We start from the raw sequence: 16,042 nt of genomic DNA, 5'->3' as shown, positions 1-16,042 counted from the left end.
GGCTCAGGCGGCGTCGCGGTACTGGCCGGGCCAGGTGCGGGGTTTCTTGTCGGCCACGCGCTGGGCAATGGCGGCGATGTGCTCGGGGGTGGTGCCGCAGCAGCCGCCCACCAGGTTCACCAGCCCGGAAGCGGCGAATTCCTCGACCAGCGAAGACGTGACTTCCGGCGTTTCGTCGAAGCCCGTATCGCTCATCGGGTTCGGCAAACCCGCGTTCGGGTAGCACGACACCGCGGCGTCGCACACCTTGGCCAGCTCGGCGATATACGGGCGCATCAGCGTGGCGCCCAGCGCGCAGTTCAGCCCGAAGGTGACCGGCCTGGCGTGGCGCAGGCTGTTCCAGAATGCTTCCACGGTCTGGCCCGACAGGATCCGGCCCGAGGCATCGGTCACGGTGCCGGAGATCATCACCGGCACGCGTTCGCCGGTGTCCTCGAACAGCTGGTCGATGGCGAACAGCGCGGCCTTGGCATTGAGCGTATCGAAGATGGTCTCGACCAGGAACACGTCGGCGCCGCCTTCGAGCAGCGCCTTGCCCTGCTCGTAGTAGGACTGGCGCAGTTCCTCGAAGCTGACGTTGCGCGCGCCGGGGTCGTTCACGTCGGGCGAGATGCTGGCGGTCTTGGGCGTCGGGCCGAAGGCGCCGGCGACGAAGCGCGGCTTGTCGGGCGTACTGTACTTGTCGCAAGCGGCGCGCGCCAGGCGCGCGGCCTCGACGTTCATCTCGTACGCCAGATCCGCCATCTTGTAGTCTTCCTGCGCCACGCGCGTGGCGCCGAAGGTATTGGTCTCGATCAGGTCGGCGCCGGCGGCCAGGTACTGCTCGTGGATCTCGCTGATGACCTGCGGGCGCGTCAGCAGCAGCAGTTCGTTATTGCCCTTCACGTCCACCTTGTGTTCGGCGAAGCGCTCGCCGCGGTAGTCGGCCTCGGTCAGCTTGTAGCGCTGGATCATGGTGCCCATGGCGCCATCCAGGATCAGGATGCGTTCTTGCAGCAGCCGGGGCAGCTCGGCAGCCCGGGTGTAGGGGCGCGGTGCGGCCGCGCGGGATTCAGGGGCACTCATGGCGGGGAACTCTGGAAAGGCGGCCGGCGCGATCGTGGATCGGCGGCGGGCGCTGCTGGGGCCGATGCTGGCCAAGAGCAGCGATTTTATCAGGTGTATCAAGGCCTTGCGGTTGCCTGTCGGGCCGATGGCGGCCTACACTGAGAGGCGCAACCGTCACCATTCCGGCCATTCCGCGTCCTTTGCGCGCCCCTTGTCCCCGCCGACCATGCAACACCTGTCCCCCGCCGACGCCAGCGACCTGCTGGCGCAATCGCCCGACACGCTCTTCATCGACTGCCGCAGCGAGATGGAATACCTGTTCGTCGGCCATCCCAAGGGTGCGCACAACGTCCCCTGGAACGACGGCCCCGACTGGGAGGTCAACCCGCATTTCGTGCAGATGGTGAAGAAGCTGGCCGGGCATGTGTCGGCGCGGCCGGTGCTGCTGATCTGCCGCAGCGGCAACCGTTCGGCGGCGGCGGCGCGGGCGCTGGAGGGCGCGGGCTTTGCCAACGTCTACAACGTGCTGCACGGTTTCGAGGGGGATCTCGACGGGCAGCGCCACCGCAATACGCTCAACGGCTGGCGCCACGACGGCCTGCCGTGGGAGCAGTACTGAACCGCCGCCCAATAAAAACGCCCGCCGGGGCGGGCGCGATGGCATTGCCGCCGGCCGTGGCCGGCGGCAATGGAAAGCCGCTCAATGCATGACCAGCGGATGCGTCATCACGTTGTCGAACTTGGCGAGGAAGTCATCGACCTCTTCCACTGATGGCTCGCTTTCGATCAGGCGCTTGACGTCGGCGCGGAAGCTTTCAGCCAGGTGCCCGCCGAGGAAAATCTCGCGCTTCAGGTTCTTGTCGACGATTTCATAGCCGCCAAATTCGAGCGGCGCTTGCTCGACATCCGCACCGAACTCGACGATGCAGTAATTGTCGCTGTTGTAGATCATTTGCATGGCACACCTCCTGGGCGTCATGGTTGGGCGGCTTGCCCTTGTGATTCTTGCCTCGTCGATGTTGCCGTGAGGGGGCGCCGCGGCTTTACCTCCAAACTTGGGGTGACCCGCGCGAAATCAAGGCTTGGCAGGATTTAGCCGGTCACTGCGTTGCCACGTCATTGCTGCCTACATAGATTGGGCATCGCCCTTTGCAACAAGTTTCTTGAGCCTGGCGCATCAGTGTGTTGTCTGTCACGGAACGTCGCACTGGCCGCCGCACGCCGCATTGCCGAGGAACGCGTCCAGTGCCGCGTGGAAGCGTTCGGGCTGCTCCACATGCACCAGGTGCGCCGCCTGCGGCATCACTTCCAGCCGGGCGCCTCGGATGGCGGCCGCAATGCTCTGCGCCATTGCCACGGTCGCGCCCTGATCGTTCTCTCCTGCTACTACCAGCGTAGGACAATGGATACGGGAAAGCGCGCCGGCGAGATCGAAAGCCATGATCGCCTCGGCCACGCCCACATAGCCGCGCACCGGCGTGGCCACCAGCATGGCGTGGATGCGCGCCACCGCATCGGGATGGGCGGCGCGGAAGGCCGGCGTCAGCCAGCGCTCCAGCGTGGCATGGGCCAGGCCGGCCATGCCGTGCGCCTCGGCCTGGCCGATGCGGTTGTGCCACATCGGGTGCGCTTCCATCGGGGTCTGGCTGTTGGTGGCCACCAGCGCCAGCGACAGCAGCCGCTCCGGATGGCGCAACCCCAGCGTCTGCCCGATCATGCCGCCGACCGAAATGCCGCAGAAGTGGGCCTGGGGGATTTCCAGCGCGTCCATCACCGCGATCACATCGTCCGCCAGCCGGGTCATGGTGTAAGGGCCCAGCGGCGCCTCGCTGCCGCCATGCCCGCGCAGGTCGGGGCGCACCACGCGGTAGCGCGATGCCAGGTGGGCGGCGGTCTGGTCCCACAGCGCATGGCTGGCGGCCAGCGCATGGGCCAGGATCACCCACGGTCCGTCGGTGCCGTCGATGCGCACGTAAAGCTCGGCGCCGTCGGCATGGACGCGGTGCGTTTCGGCGGGTGGCGTGGCAACTGTCATGGCGGGGCTCCTGTCAGTAAGAATGCGCCAAACGCGGCGGCGTTGACCCGGGCGAGACGCTTTTTAACGATTGTTGACATTCGCCCGCTGGTTACCGGTGGTGATCGACCCCGGCGAACGGCCCGTGGCTATTGCCCGCCGTTGCCGCGGTACACCAGTTCGATCTGGGTGCCGTCGGGCTCGGTCTGCCGCAGCCGCACCGGCATCCAGCCCAGCGATTGCGCAAGCCACAACTCGACCCGGCGACGGTCATTGGCGCGGCGCGGCAGCCGCACGAAGTGCTTCGCACGTACCATGCCATTGCCCGTATCGAAATCCTCTTCTCCAACATACTGCACTTGCATCGGTTCCACATCGCGCGTATCGGCAACCTGGAACGTTTCCGTCACACCGGGGGTGACATAGCGTTGCGGATTGCCACGCACCAGGCCGACCAGCTGCAGGAACACGCTGAAGCGATCCTGGGCCCCGGGCGGGAATGGCGACTGCGCGCCGTTGCGCAGCGTGGCGATGCCGGCGGCGGTGTCAAAGCGCGATGACTCGGCCTTGTTGCGCCGGTGCTCTTCGTAGCGTTCCGGCAACAGTCCCTGCTCGGACAGCGCACCGTTGCTCTGGAACGCGAAGCGGAACCACAGCACGCGCGTTTCCACCGCGAGCCGGTAGCGGCGGCCGTCGTGCTCCCAGCGGATCAGGCCATCGGGGTTCTGCACGCCGTTGACAAAGCTGGCGTAGTGGTACGTGGCGGGCGGCGGCGCGCTGTAGACGACGCCGTCGACGCCGCCCTGCGGACCGCCGGAAGGCGCCGGCGCGGGCGCGGCAGGTGCTGTTGGCGCCGCTCCGGTGCCGCCTGGACCGGTTGCCATCTCGGCCGGGCCTTGCGGGCTGGTCGCCAAAGGCGGGGCTGGCGGCTCAGGCTCGGGCGCCGGGACCGGCGCCGCGGCTTTCGGGCGCGGCTGTGGCGCGGGGCGCGGCCTCGGCTGGGCCGGTGGCCTGGGCGGCGGCAGCAGGACCGCCTCCAGCGTGGGTGTGTTGCTGGTGTCGAACGGGATCAGCGGCCCCGGCATGCGCAGGAATCCCACCACCGCCAGCACGTGCACAAGTACCACCAGCGCAACCACGATCACCCAGCGCCGACGGCGCCAGACGGGGGTATCCGCGCCCGGGCGGGCGCGAGGACTAGGGCTGGCCGGTTTCTCCGGCCGGGGGGACGGCACCAAGGTAGCCGAGTTCCGATGAGAGCTGTTGGGCGATATCGCGTACGCGACGATCCATCGTACCGCCCCATTCTGCATCGAACAGGCTCTGCGCGCCCAGTACGATTAACCCCATGGCGAGGTGGCCGTTGGCATCGAACACCGGCATAGAGAATGCATTGATGCCCGGCAGCACGCCGCCGAGCGTGCGCGCGGCGCCGTGCGCGCGGACTTCGGCGCAGATCGCGTCGTATTCGGACAGCGACGCCGGCATGTCCGGCACCGCGCCATTGCCGCGCGCGCCCAGCTCGCGCTCGATCAGCGGCAGGGTCTGCTTGCGCGGCAGGTAGGCGCCGTAGAGACGGCCGGTGGCGGAATTGAGCATTGGCATCACGTCGCCCAGGCGCAGGCTCACGGTGACGGGGTGGCTGGATTCCTCCCAGTGCACGATAGTCGGGCCGTGGTTGCCCCATACGGCGATGCCGGCGGTCAGGTCCATCTCGTCGCGCAGCTGCGACAGGATCGGCCGCGCCTTCTTGACCGGATCGAGCCGGTTGAGGCCGGCCAGCCCCAGCTGCAGCGCGAACGGGCCCAGGTCGTAGCGGCCGCTGACGGGGTCCTGCGCCACCGTGCCCAGCCGCATGAAGCTGACCAGGTAGCGGTGCGCCTTGGCCGGGTTCATGCCGGCGGCGGCGGCGAGGTCGCGCAGCATCATCGCGCGCGGCGACGCCGCGAGGGCCTGGAGCAGCTTGAAGCCCACTTCGATGGACTGGATGCCGGAGCGCAGCTTGGCGTCGTCTTCTTCGTTTTCAGCAATGCGTGACATGGCCGGCGGCAGGGGGGCAGAGGGAATTGGGACCAGGAAATCGGCGCCCGGAGACCCGGGCAAGTTCGTAGGTAAATTTACTATAGCGAAATCGATTTACCAATTTTTAAGCCATCGGTAGACTTCCTTCGCAACAGACCCGGCGGCGCGCGTGTCGATGCCCGCCAAGCCGGGCCCCTTTTTAACACGGAGACTACCGATGCGCCCCCTGCGTCCCTTCCCTGGGCGTCGCCATGCCCATTTCATGCTCGCCGCCATGGCTGCCGCCGGCGCCCTGTTCACCGCCAGCGCGCCCGCGCATGCCGATGACTGGCCCGCCCAGCCGATCCGCTGGGTCGTGCCCTACCCGGCCGGCGGCGGCACCGATGTGGTGGCGCGCACCGTGGCCCAGGCGATCACGCCGGGGCTGGGCAAGCAGGTGGTGATCGACAACCGCCCGGGCGCCGCCACCATCGTCGGCGCCGATGCTGTCGCCCACGCCAAGCCCGATGGCTACACCGTGCTGACCGCCGACACCGCCACGCTCGCGGCCAATCCGTCGCTGTACAAGAAGCTGCCGTACAACCCCGACAAGGACTTCGTTTATATCGGCCAGCTGGCGCGCTTCCCGCTGGTGCTGGTGGCCACTCCCAAGTTCCCGGCGCGCACCCTGCAGGAAGCCATCGAATACGCGCGGAAGAACCCCGGCAAGGTCAACTTCGCCTCGCCCGGCGCGGGCAGCCCCCACCACCTGGCCATGGAGCTGTTCATGGACCAGGCCAGGGTCAAGATGACGCACGTGCCCTACAAGGGCGCGGCACCGGCGGTGCAGGACCTGCTCGCCGGCCAGGTCGACCTGATGTTCCTTGACCTGGCCTCGGGCCAGCAGAACGTGAGCGCCGGCAAGCTGCGCGCGCTGGGCGTGGCCACGCCGAAGCGGCTGGCGGTGCTGCCAGGCGTGCCGACCGTGGCCGAAGGCGGCGTGAGCAACTTCGAGGCCTACGCCTGGCAAGGCCTGGTGGCGCCGGCGGGCACGCCCAAGGCGGTGGTCACGCGGCTGAACGCCGAGCTGGTCAAGGCGCTGAAGACGCCCGAGGTGCAGAAGAAGCTGGAAGGCGTGGGGGTCGAGGCGGTGTCGGGCACGCCCGAGGAATTCGCTGCCTACGCGCGCGCCGAAGCCGAGCGCTGGGGCAAGCTGATCAAGGCCAAGGGCATCACGGTCGACTAAGCCATCCGCTGGGGCGCGCAGCGTGGCGCGGTAGACTAGCGGGCGCTGCGTCCGCCGCGCGGGCGCCCCGCTCTCTACCGCATCGCATCCCATGAAACTCGCAACCCTGAAGGACGGTTCGCGCGACGGCCAGCTGGCGGTCGTGTCGCGCGACCTGAAGCAAGCCCACTTCGCCACCGACATCGCCGGCAAGCTGCAGACCGCGCTGGACGACTGGCATTTCTACGCGCCGCAGCTGCAGGACCTGTACGACGCGCTCAACACCGGCCGCGCGCGCCATCCGTTCGCGTTCAACCCCAGGGACTGCATGGCGCCGCTGCCGCGCGCCTACCAGTGGGCCGACGGCTCGGCCTACGTCAACCACGTCGAACTGGTGCGCAAGGCGCGCGGCGCCGAAATGCCGCCCGAGTTCTGGACCGACCCGCTGATGTACCAGGGCGGCTCGGACGACTTCCTCGGCCCGCACGATGACATCGTGTGCGCCAGCGAAGCCTTCGGCATCGACTTCGAGGCCGAGGTCGCGGTCATCACCGGCGACGTGAAGATGGGTGCCACGCCCGAACAGGCCGGCGAAGCCATCCGCCTGGTGCTGCTGGCCAACGACGTCTCGTTGCGCAACCTGATCCCCGCGGAACTGGGCAAGGGCTTCGGCTTCTTCCAGAGCAAGCCGGCGACCGCCTTCTCTCCGGTCGCCGTCACGCCCGACGAGCTGGGCGAGGCCTGGCGCGAGCGCAAGGTGCACCTGCCGATGACGGTGCACTGGAACAGCAGGAAGGTCGGCCAGCCCGACTGCGGCACCGACATGGTGTTCGACTTCGGCCAGCTGATCGCGCATATCTGCAAGACCCGCAACGTGCGCGCCGGCAGCATCGTCGGCTCGGGCACGATCTCCAACGTCGACCGCAAGAAGGGCTACTGCTGCATCGCCGAGAAGCGCATGCTCGAGACCATCGACGACGGCAAGCCCGCCACCGAGTTCATGAAGTTCGGCGACGCGGTCAAGATCGAGATGTTCGACGCGCAGGGGCATTCGGTGTTCGGGGCGATCGACCAGCTGGTGGCCGCGCCCTGAGCCGGCAACTGAGCCGGCCGCGCCTGTCGGCAAGGGTGCGCCGGATGTGCATATAATTGACCGACCGATCGGTTGGTAAATCCACGATGCACCCGGCGCGGCCGCGCGCCACTCACCTGACAGGCCCCCCATGACTGCCCCGAACGACGCCTCTTCCACCGAACTTTCCGAACGCTACGCGCGCTACCGCGCGCTGACGCTGCGCCGCCACGGCCCCATCCTCGAGGTCGTCATGGGCGCGGCGCAGTCGGCCAACCAGAAGCTGGCCACGGCCGACGCCAACATGCACCGCGAGCTGGCCGAGATCTGGCGCGACGTCTCCGCCGATCCCGACATCCGTGTGGCGCTGATCCGCGGAGAGGGCAAGGGCTTCTCCGCCGGCGGCGACCTGGCGCTGGTGGAAGACATGGCCAACGATTTCGAGACCCGCACGCGCGTGTGGCACGAAGCGCGCGACCTGGTCTACAACGTCATCAACTGCGACAAGCCGGTGGTCTCGGCGATGCATGGCCCGGCCGTCGGTGCCGGCCTGGTGGCAGGGCTGCTGGCCGATATCTCGATCGCCTCGAAGACCGCGCGCATCGTCGACGGCCATACCCGGCTGGGCGTGGCCGCGGGCGACCATGCCGCGATCGTGTGGCCGCTGCTGTGCGGAATGGCCAAGGCCAAGTACTATCTGATGCTGTGCGAGTCGGTCAGCGGCGAAGAGGCCGAGCGGATCGGCCTGGTCTCGCTGGCGGTGGAAGAGGACGAACTGGTGGCGCGTGCCTTCGAGGTAGCCAACCGGCTGGCGGCGGGGTCGCAGACAGCGATCCGCTGGACCAAGTACGCCCTCAACAACTGGCTGCGCATGGCCGGTCCCGCTTTCGATACCTCGCTGGCGCTCGAATTCATGGGCTTTGCCGGCCCCGACGTGCACGAAGGCATGGCGAGCCTGCGCCAGAAGCGGCCGCCACAATTCAGGTAACGACGACGCAGCCGCGCGGCCCGCATCCGGGCGCGAGGGCTGCGCCGCACACGGAGCACGCGACCATGTTCGGACAGATTCCCGATTTCACCAACGGCTTCGACTTCATGCGCCGCCTGTGGGGTGGCAGCGCCGGCATGTCCGGCGGCCTGATGCCCGGGCTGCAGGCGATGACGCCGCCGATGGACCTGGATGACCTCGACAAGCGCATTGCCGACCTCAAGGCAGTGGAGAGCTGGCTGCAGCTGAACACCAACCTGCTGCGCACCACGATCCAGGGCCTGGAGGTGCAGCGCGCCACGCTGGTGGCGCTGCAGACCTTCGGCAACGCGCTCTCGCCCGACGCCATGCAGTCGGCAATGGAAAACGTGGCGCGGGCCGCCAATGCGCCGAGCGCAGCGCCACCGCAGCGCGCCGGCGCCGACACCGGCGCAGGTTCCGGCACCACCAGGCCCCGCGAAGAAGCACACGCGGCGCAGGCCGGCGCCGAGCCGGAGCCGGCTCCCGAGCCGTCGGCCGAGGCAGCGCCAGACGCTGCACCCGAAGGCGCACCCAACGCCGCGCTGTGGTGGGACCTGCTGCAGCACCAGTTCAGCCAGATCGCCAGCAGCGCAGCCGCGGCCAGCATCGCGCCGTTCAACATGGGCGCCTTCGGCGCCGGCGGCATGCCGGCACAGCCGGGGGCCGCGCCGGACGGCGGGTCCGCGGCCAAAGCCACCTCACGCAAGGCCGCTGGCAACGGCAACGGCGCCAGGGCGAGCGCCACGGCAAAGAGCGGCGCCACGAGTGCGGCCAAGTCGGGGACCAAGGCTGCGGCCAAGCCCGCTGCAAAGAAAACTGCCGCAAAGAAGCCCGCTGCAGGCAAGACGGCCAAACCCACGCCCACCGGCAACCACGCCGCCAAGGACGACGACAACGGCGGCGACGAATGACGCAACTGCGGACGCAACTGCGCACCGCCTGACCTGTCGCTACGCAGCGCCTTCCCCCATGCACCGCGAGCCCCTGCCGGGACACCATCCGACCCCGCACAACGGCCCTGGCGTCCCTGGCGCGCCTAACGGCCCCAATCCCAACGCCACCGCGCTGATCATGATGGGCGGCGGCGCGCGCGCCGCCTACCAGGCTGGCGTGCTGTGCGGGCTGGTGCGCATTGCCGCGCGCCACGGCAAGGCGCATGGCGGGCTGCCGTTCGGCATCATCGCCGGCACCTCGGCGGGCGCGATCAACGGTGCCGGGCTGGCCATCAATGCCGGCGATTTCCAGGCCGCCACGCAAAGCCTGGGCGCGCTGTGGCACGGCATCCATGCCGACGACGTCTACCGCACCGACGTGCTGCGCGTGGGCATATCGGGCGCACGCTGGCTGTCGACGCTGGCGCTGGGCTGGGCCACGCAGCGCCGGGCACCGCGCGCGCTGTTCGACAACACGCCGCTAGGCGGCATGCTGGGCGAGCTGTTCGATCCCGCGCGGGTGCAGGCCAGCCTGGACAGCGGCGCGCTGCAGGCGTTCGCGGTCACCGCGCTGTCCTACAGCACCGGCCGCCACGTCACCTTCTACCAGTCGCACCACCGCATCCATCCGTGGCACCGCAGCCAGCGCATCGCTGTGCCGGCGCCGATCACGGTGGACCACCTGCTGGCCTCTGCATCGATACCGTTCCTGTTCCCCTCGGTTCCGCTCGAGATCGACGGCCATCACGAGTGGTTCGGCGATGGCACCATGCGGCAGATGTCGCCGCTGTCGCCGGCGATCCACCTGGGCGCATCGCGCATCCTGGCGATCGGCGCAGCCTCGCGCCAGCGCTCGGGCTGGTTCGACACCGTGCCCGCCGGCGGCTACCCGTCGCTGGCGCAGGTGGGCGGCCAGGCGCTGGCCAGCATCTTCCTGGACGGCCTCAATGCCGACCTGGAGCGGCTGCTGCATATCAACCGGCTGCTGGCGCGCATGCCCGAGATCGCCGGCGACCGCGAAGGCTGGCGCCCGGTGCAGGTCATGACGATCTCTCCCAGCGAACCGATCGAGGCGCTCGCCGCCGAACACCAGAAGCAGCTGCCGCGCACCGTGCGCGCGCTGCTGGCGCCGCTGGGCGGTACCGAGGCGCGCGGCGCCGCCTTCGCCAGCTACCTGCTGTTCGAACCCGAGTTCACCCAGGCGCTGATGGCGCTGGGCGAGCGCGACGCCGAAGCGCAGGCCGCCGAACTGGCCGCGTTCCTGTACGGCGTGGTGCCGGGCACTGCACCTGCCGCCTTGCACGAGGGCGCGGTTTCGCCCTGAGCACCTGCCCGCCAGGCGCCGTTGCTGGCACCTGTGCCGTCCGGCGCGCCGCTGATCGCCCGCAATATGCAGTCGGCTGCGCCAAACCTCCGCAAAAGTCGTTGCATTTGCCCCTATCCGCCCTAAAAAAGGAGAAGAGAATAATTCGCATCTGGTAGAATCTGCCCGTAATTTCAAAGGCTTACCATGCTCTACCCCGAACTGTTCAAATCGTTGGAAGCCGTCCGCTGGCACATGGACAAGGACATCCCCTGGGATACCTTCGACGCCAGCCTGCTGACGGACGACCAGGCCAAGACCATTCGCATGAACGCGATCACGGAATGGTCCGCCCTGCCGGCGACCGAGATGTTCCTGCGTGACAACCGCCACGATTCCGACTTTTCGGCGTTCATGAGCATCTGGTTCTTCGAGGAACAGAAGCACTCGCTGGTGCTGATGGAGTACCTGCGCCGCTTCCGCCCGGACCTGGTGCCGACCGAAGAAGAATTGCACGCCGTGCGCTTCGAGTTCGACCCGGCGCCGCCGCTGGAAACGCTGATGCTGCATTTCTGCGGCGAGATCCGCCTGAACCACTGGTACCGCCGCGCTGCCGAATGGCACTCGGAACCGGTGATCAAGCATATCTACCGCACCCTGTCGCAGGATGAAGCCCGCCACGGCGGCGCGTACCTGCGCTACATGAAGAAATACCTGGCGCAATTCGGCGATAACGCGCGCGCCGCGTTCGCCAAGATTGGCGTGCTGATGGCATCGGCGCGGCGCACCGAGAAGCCGCTGCACCCGACCAACCTGCACGTCAACAAGGCGCTGTTCCCCAACGACACCGTGCAGTCGCGCCTGCCCGACCCGGACTGGCTGGAGAAATGGCTGGACGAGCAGATCCGCTTCGACGAAGGCTGGGAGAAGAAGGTCATCGAACGGATCCTGCACAATATGTCGCTGCTGTTCGAACGCACGTTTGAGTCGGTGCAGGACCTGAACCGCTACCGCAAGGAACTGAACGCCCGCCTGCCCGGCGCCGGCGGCGCCCAGCCGGCGCAGGCCTGATCCGGCGGCTCGCTGCCAAACCGACAGAAACCCCGCTACGGCGGTAATGCCGTTCAGTTAAGGTCCTTTCTGAGGAACCGGACGGTGTAGCGCTTAGGCAGGGCTTTGACTTCACGGGGGCACTTACGCCCCCGTCGCTTTTGGACGATCGCCAACTGAAGTTTGGCGCGCATGCGCTGCAGGTGGGCCGGCAGCTTGCCTGGGGCCATGCCGGCTGCCCAGATCAACTCGCCCTGTATCAGGCGCAAGGCCAGCACAAAGCTCAAGTCGGTGGGCTCGGCGCGGGCCTCGAGCGCAGCCTTGGCCATCTCCAGACGCACCAGGTTGTACGCAATCAGTGCCCCCCAGATTTCCTGATGCACGCCCTCAGGCTGGCGGCTGCGCAAGGTCAGTTCGGCCCCGAGCATCGTCTGCTTCAGTTCTCGATAGCTGGTTTCGATTTCCCAACGGCGCTTGTAGCACCCAATGATGTCGGCTGCCTTGAAGCGCCGACGGTCTGTCAACGAGGTCAACAGGACGCGGTCTGAGTCCTCGTCCCGGATCGCGCGAGCTGTCCAAGTCTCTGGCAAGGCAGGATTCTTGCGGCGAGCCTGAGGCGAGACCTTCATCTGGACGATGCCATCGCCCTCGTTGCCTGAGAGCAACTCCCACTGCAGATTCTTCTTAGCGGGGATCAGGAAGTGGCGCTCGCTGCCGCCCATGCGCAAGCCCCACAGGATCTCTGCGGCCAGAAAGCCCTTGTCAAAGATCGTTAACGAATGATCCGGGATCCGCTCAATGAGCTCCTTGGCATAGAGCATCTCGTTGCGCCCATAGCAGCCAAAGGCGATATCGGCAACAAGATGGGTGGGAACAGCCGTGAGCGAGACCCCGCGGACTTGTGGATAGCTGGCGACCTTGCCGCTGGCGTAGCTCTGCGCGCCAAAGTGGAGGCGATTCTCAGGGCTATCGGCAGTGCGGAAGGTGGTCCCATCCATGGCGTAAAGCGCCAAGCCCTTCCATTTGTAGTGCGCAGCATCCTGAGCCACCCACGCCCGTGCGGTCTGCTCGAACAGCCACAACAGAGGCTTGTCTCCAAGCCGCTCGCGGGCTTGGGCGATCCCGCTCTTGCTGACACAGGCGTTGGCATCGTTGGGCAGTGCCAGGTCCAGCGTCTCCAGCACATCGGGAATCGATTGGTGCCGATAGAGCGCCAGCGCGATGACCAGCCAGACCACCTGCTCTGCTGGCAGTCGGCGCCGGCGAACGGACGCTGTCCCCGAGGCTGCCAGCGCTTGCTCAATCCAAGCCATCGGCAGGTGCTCGCTGAGCCGGGCAAAACTGGCCGGCTCACTAAGCTCAAGGGTGGCGTGGACTTGTTCCGATAGCATCGGAACGGCAAGTTAACAGCTCGACACCTTGTTTACAACCCCTGCAAAGAAAAATGCCGTTCAGACTTAACTGAACGGCATTACCGCTACGGCGGGGTTTTTTCATTGGCGCGCCAGCGCCGCCAATTCCCGCATACTTGACCGTCCGCACCGGCGCTTGCCGGTGACGAACTGTTCTACGAGCGGTGATGCGCCGGCATTGCCGCCGCCACGGTGCCGCTGCCCGCCAGCGACGCGGCGGTGGCGCTGGTGGGGTAGGCAGCGCTGAACGGACGGCGAACCCCGGCGGACGGGGTACCATTCGGACAAGCGTGCCGGCGCCGCCAGCGCCGGCCTCCACCATCCGATCCCTGACCCATGTCCGTACCCGCCTTCGAATCCAAGCTGACTCCCGCCGACAACCACGCCGAGCTGGCCGCGCGCATCGCCGCGCTGCCGCGCCCGCTGGTGTTCACCAACGGCGTCTTCGATATCCTGCATCGCGGCCATGCCACCTACCTGGCGCAGGCGCGCGCGCTGGGCGCGAGCCTAGTGGTCGGCGTCAACAGCGATGCTTCGGTCAAGATGCTGGGCAAGGGCGACGACCGTCCGCTCAACCACGAATCGGACCGCATGGCGCTGCTGGCCGCACTGGCGTCGGTCGACCTGGTGGCGATGTTCCGCGAGCAGACGCCGGTCGAGCTGATCCGGCTGGTGCGCCCCGACATCTACGTCAAGGGCGGCGACTATGACATCGATACGCTGGAAGAAACCCGGCTGGTGCGCAGCTGGGGCGGCCAGGCCTACGCCATCCCCTTCCTGCACGACCGCTCCACCACCAAGCTGCTGACCAAGGTGCGCCAGGCCGGCTGAGCCGCGCGCTCAGTCCTGACGCCGCGCCACCGGCAAGGTGCCACGCGGCGCGGCGTCTGCCGCGCGCGAAGGTGCCGGCGGCAGCTGCTGCAGGCGCTCGGCGCGCACTTGCTGCCCGAGCCGGTGCGGCTCGCGCGGCGTGCCGAACCAGCCGCCAAGCGGATTCGCGCCGAACAGGCCGGCCAGCGCCGCCACCAGCAAGGCGTTGGCAAGGAGCAGCAACATCAGGGCAATGCGCAGGGCGCGTGGGGCGGACATGGAACGGCGGCAGAGCGTGCGGGGATTACGTGGTCAAGGCGATGGCCGCTAGGCGTGGTCAAGGCGATGGCCGCTAGGCCTCGGCCGACGCCATCGCATGCAGGCCGAGCAACACCAGATTATCGTGCATCTCGAAGGGCACCGCGAGCGCGCCGGCCAGCGCGCTGCGTGCGCCGCCGGACAGCAGGCAGCGCGTCGGCCCGCGTTCGCCCAGCGCGCGCCAGGTGCGTTCGATCGCGCCCGCCTGCGCGGCCAGGCAGCCGGCGGCGATCGCGTCGTGGGTGTTGTCGGCCCAGCGCAGATGCGCGCCGGCCCCGGTGCCGGCCTCCTGCACCTCCTGCACCTCCAGCGCCGGCAGCTGCGCGGTATTGCGCGCCAGCGTGCCCAGCATCAGCGCCAGCCCCGGCAGGATCAGGCCGCCCTCGAAGCGAGCGCGGCCATCCGCGCCGACGGTGACGATATCGAGCGTGGTCGCGGTGCCCGCGGTCACGATCAGCAGCGTGTCGTGCGGCAGCCAGCGATGCGCGCCGATGGCGCCGACCCAGCGGTCGACTCCCAGCTGCGTGGGCTCGCGGTAGCCGTTGACGAGGTTGCCGTGCGCCGCGCTGCTGCGCACCCAGTGCACCGGCGCGCAGCCGCCGAAGGCGTCGGCCAGCGCCGCATCGACGGCGGCGGCGATCACCGGGCCGGCGACGTTGGTGATCCAGACCGCCGGCATCGGGCCGGTGCCGCGCAGCGCGCGCAGGTCGGCGGCCAGCGTCTTCAGCGCGTTTTCATCGGCATGCGCGACCGCGCCACCGTGCTGCCACGGCGTGGGCAAGCCCGCCCCGGCCGGCAGCGGCGCGCCGGCCTCGCACCATGCCCATTTCAGGCGCGTATTGCCGATGTCGATCAGCAGCTGCGGCACGCTCATGCGCCATCCTCCTGCCCCGGCGCCGGGCGCAGCGACAGCTCGCCGCTGGCCACCCGCTCCAGCCCCGTCGGGGTTTCCAGCAGCAGCTGGCCGGCCTCGTCGACGCCGCGCGCCAAGCCCTCCGCGATCACCTTGCCGTCGTGCAGCAGCCGCACCGGCTGGTCGCGGTAGGCATCGGCGGCGGACCAGCGCCGCGCCATCGGCCCGAAGCCATGGGCCAGGAACGCGGTGCGCATCGATGCCAGCCGCTCCAGCACCGCAGCCAGCAGGCGCGCCGCGTCGCGGCTGGCGTCGAAGCCCGGCACGGCCTCGGCCACGCCGGCCAGCTCGCGGCCCAGCGCGGCTTCCATCTGCGCATCGCGCACCAGGTTCAGGCCGATGCCGATCACGGCCCAGATCCGGTTCTGCCCGGCGCGCACCGATTCGATCAGGATGCCGGCCAGCTTGCGGCCATCGATCTGCAGGTCGTTCGGCCATTTCAGGCCGACGCGCGCGCCCAGGCGCGGGTCGACATCGCCGAGCGCTTCGGCCAGCGCCAGCCCCACCGCCAGGCTCAGGCCGGTGAGTTGTGCCGGCGCCAGCGCGAGCGGCAGCGCCACCGAGAAGGTCATGCCCGCCTGCCCCTGCCACGGCCGTCCCAGGCGCCCGCGCCCGGCTGTCTGGCGGTAAGCCAGGCGCAGCCAGCCGGCATCCGACCAGGGTGCGTGGCGGCATGCGGCGGTCAGGTCGGCATTGGTCGAGCCGGTTTCTTCGACCAGCTCCAGCTTCCAGTCGCGCAGTGCCGGCGGCAGCGCGGCGCGCAGGGCGGCGGGATCGATGCGCCAGGAGTCGGACGGGCCCGAGGCGGGCGTGAGGGAGGATTCAGGGGCGTCTGGCATGGGAAGCTGCGCTGGTGGCAATCTGCGGTGCGGAGTGGTGCGAAAGCTGGCAGGCATGGCGCCTGCCCGACTGCCGCATTGTAGCCGCGCGGCACGT

At 68.5% G+C, this 16,042-nt stretch carries 17 protein-coding genes; 8 read left to right on the top strand and 9 right to left on the bottom strand.

Annotated features, from left to right (window positions below; translation table 11 throughout):
- Positions 1 to 3: 3 nt before the first annotated feature.
- Positions 4 to 1,065, bottom strand: coding sequence for a homocysteine S-methyltransferase family protein (locus E0W60_RS11350; protein ID WP_135704140.1), 1,062 nt, complete (start codon positions 1,063 to 1,065; stop codon positions 4 to 6).
- A gap of 208 nt (positions 1,066 to 1,273) precedes the next feature.
- Between E0W60_RS11350 and E0W60_RS11345 the strand changes: the two genes are divergently transcribed.
- Positions 1,274 to 1,666, top strand: coding sequence for a rhodanese-like domain-containing protein (locus E0W60_RS11345; RefSeq protein ID WP_133094998.1), 393 nt, complete (start codon positions 1,274 to 1,276; stop codon positions 1,664 to 1,666).
- Positions 1,667 to 1,747: 81 nt separating this feature from the next.
- On the opposite strand, the gene E0W60_RS11340 is transcribed toward E0W60_RS11345, so the two are convergent.
- The 4 genes from E0W60_RS11340 to E0W60_RS11325 form a co-directional block, all read right to left on the bottom strand.
- The gene (locus tag E0W60_RS11340; protein WP_133094997.1) at positions 1,748 to 2,005 is read right to left on the bottom strand and encodes a BTH_I0359 family protein; all 258 of its coding nucleotides are present in this window, start codon (positions 2,003 to 2,005) and stop codon (positions 1,748 to 1,750) included.
- A gap of 234 nt (positions 2,006 to 2,239) precedes the next feature.
- Positions 2,240 to 3,082: an alpha/beta fold hydrolase gene (locus E0W60_RS11335; protein WP_135704138.1), complete on the bottom strand. Its 843-nt coding sequence runs from the start codon at positions 3,080 to 3,082 to the stop codon at positions 2,240 to 2,242.
- Positions 3,083 to 3,210: 128 nt separating this feature from the next.
- The gene (locus tag E0W60_RS11330) at positions 3,211 to 4,200 is read right to left on the bottom strand and encodes a DUF3108 domain-containing protein (protein WP_240746011.1); all 990 of its coding nucleotides are present in this window, start codon (positions 4,198 to 4,200) and stop codon (positions 3,211 to 3,213) included.
- A 58-nt stretch (positions 4,201 to 4,258) separates the two neighbouring features.
- A complete protein-coding gene (locus E0W60_RS11325; RefSeq protein ID WP_195427779.1) occupies positions 4,259 to 5,092 on the bottom strand; it encodes an IclR family transcriptional regulator in 834 nt (277 codons plus the stop codon).
- Positions 5,093 to 5,345: 253 nt separating this feature from the next.
- Here E0W60_RS11325 and E0W60_RS11320 point away from each other — a divergent pair, with 253 nt between their 5' ends.
- The 6 genes from E0W60_RS11320 (at position 5,346) to E0W60_RS11295 (ending at position 11,674) form a co-directional block, all read left to right on the top strand.
- Entirely contained in the window at positions 5,346 to 6,308 is a 963-nt protein-coding gene (locus tag E0W60_RS11320; RefSeq protein WP_240746010.1) for a Bug family tripartite tricarboxylate transporter substrate binding protein, read from the top strand.
- Positions 6,309 to 6,399: 91 nt separating this feature from the next.
- Positions 6,400 to 7,380: a fumarylacetoacetate hydrolase family protein gene (locus tag E0W60_RS11315; RefSeq protein ID WP_135704134.1), complete on the top strand. Its 981-nt coding sequence runs from the start codon at positions 6,400 to 6,402 to the stop codon at positions 7,378 to 7,380.
- Positions 7,381 to 7,510: 130 nt separating this feature from the next.
- A complete protein-coding gene (locus E0W60_RS11310; RefSeq protein WP_135704132.1) occupies positions 7,511 to 8,347 on the top strand; it encodes an enoyl-CoA hydratase/isomerase family protein in 837 nt (278 codons plus the stop codon).
- A gap of 65 nt (positions 8,348 to 8,412) precedes the next feature.
- Positions 8,413 to 9,279 carry a PhaM family polyhydroxyalkanoate granule multifunctional regulatory protein gene (locus E0W60_RS11305; RefSeq protein WP_133094991.1) on the top strand — a complete coding sequence of 289 codons (867 nt, stop codon included), beginning with the start codon at positions 8,413 to 8,415 and terminating at the stop codon, positions 9,277 to 9,279.
- Positions 9,280 to 9,337: 58 nt separating this feature from the next.
- The gene (locus tag E0W60_RS11300; protein ID WP_431189896.1) at positions 9,338 to 10,624 is read left to right on the top strand and encodes a patatin-like phospholipase family protein; all 1,287 of its coding nucleotides are present in this window, start codon (positions 9,338 to 9,340) and stop codon (positions 10,622 to 10,624) included.
- 186 nt (positions 10,625 to 10,810) lie between these two features.
- Positions 10,811 to 11,674 (top strand): ferritin-like domain-containing protein, encoded by an 864-nt coding sequence (locus tag E0W60_RS11295; protein ID WP_135704130.1) that lies wholly within the window; start codon positions 10,811 to 10,813, stop codon positions 11,672 to 11,674.
- A 53-nt stretch (positions 11,675 to 11,727) separates the two neighbouring features.
- Here the strand turns inward: E0W60_RS11295 and E0W60_RS11290 are convergent, their stop codons facing one another.
- On the bottom strand, positions 11,728 to 13,044 hold the full coding sequence (locus E0W60_RS11290) for an IS4 family transposase (protein WP_135704128.1): 1,317 nt from the start codon (positions 13,042 to 13,044) through the stop codon (positions 11,728 to 11,730).
- Positions 13,045 to 13,401: 357 nt separating this feature from the next.
- Between E0W60_RS11290 and rfaE2 the strand changes: the two genes are divergently transcribed.
- Positions 13,402 to 13,896, top strand: a complete 495-nt coding sequence (gene rfaE2 / locus E0W60_RS11285; RefSeq protein ID WP_133094989.1) for a D-glycero-beta-D-manno-heptose 1-phosphate adenylyltransferase — start codon at positions 13,402 to 13,404, stop codon at positions 13,894 to 13,896.
- Between the two features lie 9 nt (positions 13,897 to 13,905).
- Here rfaE2 and E0W60_RS11280 read toward each other — a convergent pair whose 3' ends face one another.
- The 3 genes from E0W60_RS11280 to E0W60_RS11270 all read right to left on the bottom strand — a co-directional run bounded on the left by E0W60_RS11280 (position 13,906) and on the right by E0W60_RS11270 (position 15,945).
- On the bottom strand, positions 13,906 to 14,154 hold the full coding sequence (locus E0W60_RS11280; protein WP_135704126.1) for a hypothetical protein: 249 nt from the start codon (positions 14,152 to 14,154) through the stop codon (positions 13,906 to 13,908).
- A gap of 73 nt (positions 14,155 to 14,227) precedes the next feature.
- Positions 14,228 to 15,067, bottom strand: a complete 840-nt coding sequence (locus E0W60_RS11275) for a type III pantothenate kinase (RefSeq protein ID WP_135704125.1) — start codon at positions 15,065 to 15,067, stop codon at positions 14,228 to 14,230.
- A complete protein-coding gene (locus E0W60_RS11270; RefSeq protein WP_133094986.1) occupies positions 15,064 to 15,945 on the bottom strand; it encodes a biotin--[acetyl-CoA-carboxylase] ligase in 882 nt (293 codons plus the stop codon). The genes E0W60_RS11275 and E0W60_RS11270 overlap by 4 nt, the downstream gene beginning before the upstream one ends.
- Positions 15,946 to 16,042: the final 97 nt, after the last annotated feature.

The organism is Cupriavidus oxalaticus, assembly GCF_004768545.1.
In the GTDB taxonomy this organism is placed as follows: Bacteria; Pseudomonadota; Gammaproteobacteria; order Burkholderiales; family Burkholderiaceae; genus Cupriavidus; species Cupriavidus oxalaticus_A.
This window is presented reverse-complemented; position numbering and strand designations above follow the sequence as displayed.